This window comes from Deferrisoma palaeochoriense, from assembly GCF_054656955.1.
This window is the reverse complement of the sequence record NZ_BAAHXI010000233.1, coordinates 1-229: the sequence shown is the minus strand read 5'-3', so window position 1 is coordinate 229 and position 229 is coordinate 1. Positions and strand designations below refer to the sequence as shown.

1 pseudogene is annotated in these 229 nt (G+C 66.4%); it reads right to left on the bottom strand.

What is annotated here, in order from left to right:
- Positions 1-229: pseudogene (locus tag ACYQ8L_RS18835) on the bottom strand (GDP-mannose dehydrogenase); the annotation flags it as partial.

Below are 229 nucleotides of genomic sequence, written 5' to 3'. Positions count from 1 at the left end.
AAGCGGGTAGTCCTCCACGTTTAGCACGTCGCTCAGGAACCGGACCACCCGATCGCGGGCCTCATCGTTGATGCCGCTACAGACCCGCCAGAAATTCCGGATGGAGTCCACGTACTGCCGGCCCGGCATGACCCGCTCGTAGCTGTGGGCGAGGAGCGGGTCGGTCTCGATGCCCCGGCGGCGGAACACCTTGCGCATGATCGGGTAGGCCACCTGCTCGGTGGTGCCC